General features: G+C 38.5%; 7 protein-coding genes and 1 other annotated feature. Of the genes, 4 read left to right on the plus strand and 3 right to left on the minus strand.

Annotated features, from left to right (window positions below; genetic code table 11):
- Positions 1–4: 4 nt before the first annotated feature.
- The 4 genes from KFO35_RS03720 (at position 5) to guaB (ending at position 4005) form a co-directional block, all read left to right on the plus strand.
- Positions 5–196 carry a DUF951 domain-containing protein gene (locus tag KFO35_RS03720; protein WP_002293106.1) on the plus strand — a complete coding sequence of 64 codons (192 nt, stop codon included), beginning with the start codon at positions 5–7 and terminating at the stop codon, positions 194–196.
- A gap of 8 nt (positions 197–204) precedes the next feature.
- The gene (gene ychF / locus KFO35_RS03725) at positions 205–1305 is read left to right on the plus strand and encodes a redox-regulated ATPase YchF (protein ID WP_002293105.1); all 1101 of its coding nucleotides are present in this window, start codon (positions 205–207) and stop codon (positions 1303–1305) included.
- An 89-nt stretch (positions 1306–1394) separates the two neighbouring features.
- Positions 1395–2090, plus strand: coding sequence for a DUF1129 domain-containing protein (locus tag KFO35_RS03730; protein WP_002293104.1), 696 nt, complete (start codon positions 1395–1397; stop codon positions 2088–2090).
- A 430-nt stretch (positions 2091–2520) separates the two neighbouring features.
- Positions 2521–4005 carry an IMP dehydrogenase gene (guaB, locus tag KFO35_RS03735; RefSeq protein WP_002315471.1) on the plus strand — a complete coding sequence of 495 codons (1485 nt, stop codon included), beginning with the start codon at positions 2521–2523 and terminating at the stop codon, positions 4003–4005.
- A gap of 535 nt (positions 4006–4540) precedes the next feature.
- Here the strand turns inward: guaB and serS are convergent.
- The 3 genes from serS to croR all read right to left on the minus strand — a co-directional run bounded on the left by serS (position 4541) and on the right by croR (position 7990).
- The gene (gene serS, locus KFO35_RS03740) at positions 4541–5812 is read right to left on the minus strand and encodes a serine--tRNA ligase (protein ID WP_002315470.1); all 1272 of its coding nucleotides are present in this window, start codon (positions 5810–5812) and stop codon (positions 4541–4543) included.
- Positions 5813–5861: 49 nt separating this feature from the next.
- Positions 5862–6067 (minus strand) — a binding site (T-box leader).
- A gap of 38 nt (positions 6068–6105) precedes the next feature.
- A complete protein-coding gene (locus KFO35_RS03745) occupies positions 6106–7314 on the minus strand; it encodes a sensor histidine kinase (protein ID WP_002309915.1) in 1209 nt (402 codons plus the stop codon).
- Complete coding sequence (gene croR, locus KFO35_RS03750) at positions 7301–7990, minus strand: response regulator transcription factor CroR (protein WP_002295268.1); 690 nt, start codon at positions 7988–7990, stop codon at positions 7301–7303. The genes KFO35_RS03745 and croR overlap by 14 nt, the downstream gene beginning before the upstream one ends.
- Positions 7991–8770 lie beyond the last annotated feature (780 nt).

An 8770-nucleotide genomic window follows, 5' to 3' on the forward strand; every position in this document is an offset into this window, starting at 1 on the left:
TTTTATGTACGACTTGCACGATATCGTTGAAATGAAAAAACCTCACGCTTGCCAGACGAACCGCTGGGAAGTCATTCGAATGGGCGCAGATATCAAAATCAGATGTATGAATTGCGGACATATCGTCATGATGACCCGTCGAGATTTTGAAAAGAAATTAAAAAAAGTAATTGAAAAAAATGCAGAGAAAGAGTGAATAAATTTATGGCATTGACTGCTGGAATTGTTGGGTTGCCCAACGTAGGAAAATCAACTTTGTTTAATGCGATCACAAAAGCAGGAGCAGAAGCAGCAAACTATCCCTTTGCAACGATCGACCCCAACGTAGGGATGGTAGAAGTACCTGACTGGCGTTTGCAACGCTTAACAGAACTTGTACATCCGAAAAAAACTGTTCCGACGACTTTTGAATTTACAGATATTGCTGGGATCGTAAAAGGCGCTAGTAAAGGAGAAGGTTTGGGGAATCAATTCTTAAGCCATATCCGCCAAGTAGATGCTATTTGTCACGTTGTCCGCTGTTTTGATGATGATAATATCACTCACGTAGAAGGACGCGTCGATCCACTAGAAGATATTGATACAATCAACTTGGAACTAGTGTTAGCAGACTTGGAATCGATCAACAAACGCTATACTCGTGTAGCAAAAGTTGCTAAAACCAAAGATAAAGATGCAGTGGCAGAGCTAGCTGTATTGGACAAAATCAAACCTGTACTGGAAGAAGGAAAATCTGCTCGAACGATCGAATTCACAGAAGAAGAACAAAAAATCGTTAAATCACTATTCTTATTGACGACAAAACCAATTCTTTACGTAGCAAATGTGTCAGAAGATGATGTGGCAGATGCAGATGCGAATCATTATGTACAAGAAGTGCGCAACTTTGCGGCAGAAGAAAATGCAGAAGTGATCGTGGTCAGTGCTCGTGCAGAAGAAGAAATCGCAGAATTAGATGAAGAAGACAAAGCAGAATTTCTAGAAGCTTTAGGAATCGAAGAATCAGGTTTGGATCAGTTGATCCGTGCCGCTTATGATTTGTTAGGCTTAGCTACTTACTTTACTGCTGGGGAACAAGAAGTACGTGCTTGGACATTCAAAAAAGGAATCAAAGCGCCGCAAGCAGCAGGAATCATCCATTCAGATTTCGAACGCGGATTTATCCGTGCGGAAACTGTCTCTTTTGAAGACTTGGATCATTATGGAAACATGCATGCAGCAAAAGAAGCTGGGCGTGTTCGATTAGAAGGAAAAGATTATGTTGTACAAGACGGCGACGTAATGTTATTCCGCTTTAATGTGTAAAAGGGCTATCAAACTAGCTGTAGAATATGGTAGAATGTCTTTTGTGACGACCGTTGAGAAAAGGAACGGCTAAGGAGGACTATTAGATAATGGAACCAGAACAATTACGAGAAATCGTAAAAGAAAACAATAGTTTAGAAACAAAATTAACCAAAAGAAATCAACAGTACATTTTTGATTTGAAAAAATCTTTAGAAGCAGCGAATTTGTCTGAAGAAGAAAAAGTAAAAGCCCTTCATGACATTCTGCCTACTTTAGTTGCAGAACAAAAAGGCGGAAAAACAGCTCGCCAATTGTTCGGGACAGTCTCTGAAAGAACGGAAGCAATCATCAATAAACCAGCAGAAATACAAAATACATCGACCCCTTTATTGATGTGGTTGGATAATACATTACTACTGCTTGGTCTATTAAGTATCATGATCGCGATTACCGGATTGTTTTCACGTGGAACAACGCCAGCTTATGGCTTCTCTACACTCGTTCTAGGTTCTGCAATCGGTGGCTGGGTCTTTTATATGATGTACAAGTACATCTATCAGTATGAATATCCGGGAGCAGATCGAAGCAAGAAACCAGGAATGGGTAAAACATTGCTTATCCTAGGTGGAACGACACTTCTTTGGGTCGTGCTGTTTTCTGCGACAACGCTATTGCCGCCAGTTATCAATCCAGTATTAGATCCGATAGTAGTTATCATCATCGGAGCAGCTGCTTTAGCCGTCCGTTACTACTTGAAGAAAAAGTATGGGATCATTGGAAGTTTATCCGTTCCAAGAAGATAAACCAGAAAGCAGAGCAGTAGCTTTACTAAATATTGAGAGGTAGTAAAGGACCTCATTCCGTTTATCCATAGTTAAATAATAGTAAGGGGCTGTGACAAAAGTCTTGTCGCAGCTCCTTTTTTCGAATAAACGGTGTTCAAAAGCTTGCATCTGCGGTAATAAGCCCAACCAAACGAAAAATATGAGGAGCTATTTTTGTTTGGCAGTTCTTATTACTTGATGCATAACAGCTTTTTCACAACCTCTCCACTAAACGGTGTTCAATCAGCTAACCACTTCTGTCGCACTCTCTTTTAGTATATACACATATGTAAGCGATTTATATTGGTATTCTATGAGAAAGCTAATTTGATTCCATGTAGATCATTGACTTAAATGAAAAAATCAATTATTTTAATAGATAAACTAAATTAGAGGAGTGGTACTAAAAATGTCCAACTGGGAAACAAAGTTCACGAAAAAAGGATTTACTTTTGATGATGTCTTATTGATACCAGCAGAAAGTCACGTGTTACCAAACGAAGTGGATATGAGCGTACAATTAGCTAAAAATATTAAGTTGAATATTCCAATCATCAGTGCAAGTATGGATACCGTTACCGACAGCAAGATGGCCATCGCTATGGCAAGACAAGGCGGATTAGGTGTAATCCATAAAAACATGACGATCAGCCAGCAAGCGGATGAAGTAAGAAAAGTCAAACGTTCTGAAAGTGGCGTCATCATTGATCCGTTCTTCTTAACGCCACAGAATCTTGTAGCAGATGCAGAAGAATTGATGAGCAAATACCGTATCAGTGGCGTGCCAATCGTTGAAACACTTGAAAATAGAAAATTGGTAGGGATCATTACAAACCGTGACATGCGTTTTGTAACAGATTATCACATGCCGATTGCTGATGTGATGACAAAAGACAACTTAGTGACTGCCCCAGTAGGTACCTCTCTAAAAGATGCAGAAAAGATTTTGCAAAAACATAAAATCGAAAAATTACCAATCGTTGATAACGAAGGTCGTTTAAGCGGATTGATCACGATCAAAGATATCGAGAAAGTGATCGAATTTCCAAATGCAGCAAAAGATGAACATGGTCGATTGCTTGTAGCAGCAGCTGTTGGTGTAACAAGCGATACATTCGAGCGTGCGAATGCTTTATTAGAAGCAGGGGTAGATGCAATCATCATCGATACAGCTCATGGACATAGTGCAGGTGTAATCCGAAAAATCCAAGAAATCCGTTCAACTTTTGCAGATGCAACATTGATTGCTGGGAACGTTGCGACGGCTGAAGCGACAAAAGCTTTATATGATGCAGGGGTGGATGTCGTAAAAGTCGGTATCGGACCAGGATCGATTTGTACGACACGTGTGGTAGCCGGTGTAGGTGTACCTCAGCTCACAGCTATCTATGATGCAGCATCAGTTGCTCGTCAATATGGCAAAGCGATTATTGCAGACGGAGGAATCAAGTACTCTGGTGACATCGTCAAAGCATTAGCTGCCGGCGGACATGCAGTTATGCTAGGCAGCATGTTGGCGGGGACAGATGAATCACCAGGTGAATTCGAAATCTTCCAAGGACGTCGATTCAAAACATACCGAGGTATGGGTTCATTAGGCGCGATGGAGAAAGGTTCAAAAGACCGTTACTTCCAAGGTAGTGTCAATGAAGCAAATAAATTAGTACCAGAAGGAATCGAAGGTCGGGTTGCTTACAAAGGAAGTGTTGCAGACATTATTTTCCAAATGATCGGCGGTTTGCGTTCAGGAATGGGTTATGTTGGGGCAGCCAATTTACAGCAATTACGTGATGAAGCGCAATTCATCCAAATGAGCGGCAGCGGATTAAAAGAATCACACCCTCATGATGTACAAATCACGAAAGAAGCACCAAACTATTCAGTTGAATCTTAAAAATACTAAAAAAGAGTGGTGACACAACATGTGTCACCACTCTTTTTTTGAATAAACAATGTTTCCTTGCCAACTCCGAATCACAAGTACAATATTCATAAAATATGAAGAGCTGTTTTTTGAAATTACTCCTTATGGTTTCGAGTGAAACGGCAGGCTTACGACTTCTTGGTAAACGGTGTTCTCCTGCCAATTCCTCGGTCACAAGTCACAATATTCAATAAACATGAGGAGCTGTTTTTTGAAATTGTTCCTTGTGACTCGGAGCTGAACGGCAGGCTCACGACCTCTTGGTAAACGGTGTTCAAAAGCCAGTTTCTCGGTATTAAGTCCAATTTATGCAAAAATGTGGAAAGCCATTTTCACAAAATTTTTCTTAATACTCGAAACTAAGCGGCTTTTTCACAACCTCTGATAAACAGTGTTCAAAAGCTTGCATCTGCGGTAATAAGCCCAACAAAACGAAAAATCAGAGGAGCTATTTTTGTTTGGCAGTTCTTATTACTTGATGCAGGACAGCTTTTTCACAACCTCTTTATTTAATAACTTTCAGATTACCCATATAAGGAACGAGCGCTTCTGGAACTGTGACAGAACCATCTTCATTTTGGTAGTTTTCCAAAATGGCAGCTACTGTACGGCCAACCGCAAGTCCTGAACCATTCAAAGTATGAGCATAGTGGATTTTTCCATCATTATCGCGATAACGAATCATGGCGCGGCGTGCTTGGAAATCTTCACAGTTAGAACAAGAACTGATTTCACGATAAGTATCTTGTGCAGGAATCCATACTTCTAAATCATAAGTTTTAGCTGCAGAAAAGCCCATGTCTCCAGTTGATAAGGCCATTACACGATAAGGCAAATGCAGTTTTTTCAAGATATCTTCTGCATCAGCTGTCATTTTTTCCAATTCTTCGTAAGAATGTTCTGCATCCGAGAATTTGACCATTTCTACTTTATTGAATTGGTGAAGACGGATCAGTCCTCGAGTATCCCGACCGGCACTTCCAGCTTCAGAACGAAAAGCAGGACTTAGCGCAGTGAAATAAACAGGTAAATCCGCACCATCTAAAATTTCATCATTATAATAGTTAGTCAATGGGACTTCAGCTGTCGGAATCAATGTTAAATCAGTATTCTCCAATTGGAAAACATCTTCTTTGAATTTTGGAAATTGTCCTGTACCAAACATCGCTTTACTGTTGACGATATAAGGAGTAATCATTTCAGTATAGCCGTGTTCGTAAATATGCTGATCAAGCATGAAGTTGTAGACTGCACGTTCTAATCGAGCGCCCAACCCTTTATAATAAACAAAACGGCTACCGGCTACTTTTGCGCCACGTTCAAAGTCTAAAATATCAAGATTTTCTGCAATTTCCCAGTGTGGTTTTGGCTCAAAAGCAAATGTACGTGGTTCGCTCCAACGACGGATTTCTACATTGTCCTCTTCATCTGATCCAACTGGCACAGAATCATGGGGAAGGTTTGGCAAAGTAGTGGCAATTTGTTTCAATTTTTCATCTACTTCAGCAATTTCGGTATCCAATGCCTTGATGTTGCCGCCGACTTCTTTCATTTCAGCGATTTTAGCAGAAGCATCTTCTTTTGCACGCTTCAATTGAGCGATCTCAGCAGAAACGTCATTTCGATATTTTTTCAATTCTTCACTTTTGACTAGTAATTTGCGGCGGTTTTCATCTAGTTCCATGAATTCAGCTAATGTTTCTTTTTTAACGCCCCGAGTCATTAGTTTTTCTTGTACTTCTTCGATATTTTGTCGCATCATTTTTACATCTAACATATGTTTTCCTCCTTTTTGAAAATAAAAAAAGACTGATCCATCCCATTATTCTTGGGACGAATCAGTCTGAAATTCGCGGTACCACCCAAGTTCAGCATAAGCTGCACTTGTTGAACACATAACGGCTGTTGAACCGACCTTTCTTATTTCGAAAGGGCACGTAAACGAACTGGAACTTCCAAATTATCCTTTGCTGATTTGCACCTGCCATCAGCTCTCTGAAAAAGAATAAAGTGTACTGGGTTCTGTGTTTTTCATTTATTCTAATAATTGTAATAAGAATAGCGAATATTTCAGCTTTCGTCAATAACTTCCTGTGCATCAATAGGTAATTTTTCATTTTTCTTGATTGGAAGGTGCATGATGAAAGAAGTCCATTGCTTATCTGATTTTGCATAAATGTAGCCACCATGTAAAGCCACAATACTTTGAGCGATTGCTAAACCAAGCCCAGTTCCTCCAGTTGCTTGTGACCGAGATTCTTCTACACGATAAAAACGGTCGAATAGATTATCGATTGCCTGTTGTGGGATCATTGCTCCATTATTTTTGACCGTTGCAACAACTTCTGAACCGACACGTTCTACTTCGATCACGATCTTCGTAGCTCCTTTTCCATATTTCAACGCATTCGTCAAAAGATTATTGAAGACACGTACAAGTTTTTCTGTATCGCCATCCATGATAAGGGAATCTACTTTTGACTGCACAAGTATTTGGATATTTTTTTTAGAAGCTTCCAACTCAAAATCAGCAGCTAACTGTTCGATCAACTGGATCATATCAAAGGCAGAAAAATTTACTGGGACAGCAGGCTGGCGTACCTTAGTGTATTCAAATAAGTCGTCCACTAAAGATTTCATCTGCTTTGCTTTAATATAAGCGGTATGTGTATACTTTAAAAGATCTTCTTCTGAGTGATACTGACCATCTTCTATCAATCCTAGATATCCAATGATAGAAGTAAGAGGGGTACGGATATCGTGACTAACATTTGTGATCAATTCATCTTTTGATTTCTCGATTTTACGTTCGTCTTCAATCGCTGCTACTGTGCTATCTACCAATCCATTGATACTTGTTACAACTCGGCTTAAGTCACCACTAAGTTCAAAAGGGATACGATGATCATAATTTCCATTTGCGATGTAATGAAGTTCACTGATGATATGTCGTAATTGCATTTGGCGATATCTTCGAATCAAACGCCAATACAAAACACCAATATCTAATAGAAAGAAAAAGGGAATAATAAAGTTTCGACCGTTCCAAAATAAATCAGTGTTCAATCGTTCCGCAAAAATATTCTTTGAATCCCAAATCGCATTTGTCAAAGAAGGTGAACTATTGATTACCGAACTGATAACAACCAATATAGAAACATTTAATAGAAGTAAAAGGATGATCGTGATGATTCCTTCCGCTAACAATTCGCTGATTTCTTTTGAAGTCAAGTTGATCCGACGGCGTTTTTCAGTTGCTCGTTTACTATCTTGCGTCAATTTTATAGCCCACTCCCCAAACGGTTTGAATGACTTTTTCACCACCAGTTGCTTCTTCGATCTTATCTCTTAAATGGCTAACATGAACCATGACAGTTTTAGCAGAGACAATACTTTCTTGTTTCCAAACACGCTCAAAAATTTCATCCGCGCTAAATACTCGATTAGGATGACTAGCAAGCAAGTAGAGGATACCGAATTCCAAAGCTGTTAACTGGATTTCTTTCCCATCGATTGTTTTAACTTCATGAGAGTCTTTATTGATGATTAATGCATTTACTTCTAATACATCAGGCTGATCTGGGGCAATCTGCATTTTTGTACGCCGTAATAAAGACTTTACTCTAGCCATTACTTCTAATGGATTAAACGGTTTGGTTACATAATCATCTGCACCAGCCACCAGTCCTTTGATCTTATCCATATCAGTAGTTTTTGCTGTCAGCATAATGATTGGGATTTGAGATTCTTTTCGCAGCTCTTTCACTACTTGCATCCCGTCCATCTCTGGCATCATGATATCTAAAATAAGTAATTCAATATCAGGGATTGTTCTGATTTTAGATAATGCTTCTTTCCCATCATATGCCTTTACTGCTTCATAGCCTTCATTGTGAACATAGATACTTAATAATTCAACGATTTCTTTATCATCGTCAGCAATCAAAATTTTCATAAATAAATCCTCCAGAGTCATATTGTTACTATTATTCTAGCAAAAAAAAGCAGAAATAGATAAAAGCAGCACTTTGTTAAGGAAAATTTTAGAAGGTGAGAGATTTGGTTCTCATAAATAGGACAAAAACATGAACGTTAAACTGAAAATAAAAGGATTTTTCGTTTTTTAAGGTTATAAAGACGAACAAAAAAAGGAGAAGAACTAATTAACGATCATATAAGCTGGAAATGTTGATAAATAAGCATTTTCTTATTGACTTTCGTATGTGATGTTGATATATTATTATTTGTTCAAAAGAACACCAATAACTTAAAATAATAAAAAATAAGTTATTGACATGTTGATAATGACATGATAAGATAACTGAGTTGTTAAAAAAGAACAACTTGCGAAGCTTGATTCTATCGAAAAAAAACTTCAAAAAAGTTCTTGACAAATAACAAACAACAAGTTATGATAAATGAGTTGCTGAAAGATTTCGAAAAAACGAAATCGAAAAAACTTTTAAAAAAAGAGTTGACAATCACTTGTCGCTCTGATATGATATAAAAGTTGCTACGGCAGCCAAAAATAAATCGGAAAAACACTTCCGATGAAGTAGACCTTTGAAAACTGAACAAAGTAAGACGAACCAAATGTGTAGGGCGTCTTGATTCAATTCAAGACAACAAACATTTTTAACAAGCAAGCAATATGCTAGCAAACAAATTGAGCTTAACAATCGCAAGATTGTTCGAACTTTTTATGAGAGTTTGATCCTGGCTCAGGACGAACGCT

The organism is Enterococcus lactis (assembly GCF_015751045.1).
In the GTDB taxonomy this organism is placed as follows: domain Bacteria; phylum Bacillota; class Bacilli; order Lactobacillales; family Enterococcaceae; genus Enterococcus_B; species Enterococcus_B lactis.

Coding starts and splice junctions, on each gene's coding strand:
- guaB (WP_002315471.1), top strand. CDS start 2,521: ATGTCCAACTGGGAAACAAAGTTCACGAAAAAAGGATTTACTTTTGAT.
- KFO35_RS03730 (WP_002293104.1), top strand. CDS start 1,395: ATGGAACCAGAACAATTACGAGAAATCGTAAAAGAAAACAATAGTTTA.
- KFO35_RS03720 (WP_002293106.1), top strand. CDS start 5: ATGTACGACTTGCACGATATCGTTGAAATGAAAAAACCTCACGCTTGC.
- ychF (WP_002293105.1), top strand. CDS start 205: ATGGCATTGACTGCTGGAATTGTTGGGTTGCCCAACGTAGGAAAATCA.
- croR (WP_002295268.1), bottom strand. CDS start 7,990: ATGAAAATTTTGATTGCTGACGATGATAAAGAAATCGTTGAATTATTA.
- serS (WP_002315470.1), bottom strand. CDS start 5,812: ATGTTAGATGTAAAAATGATGCGACAAAATATCGAAGAAGTACAAGAA.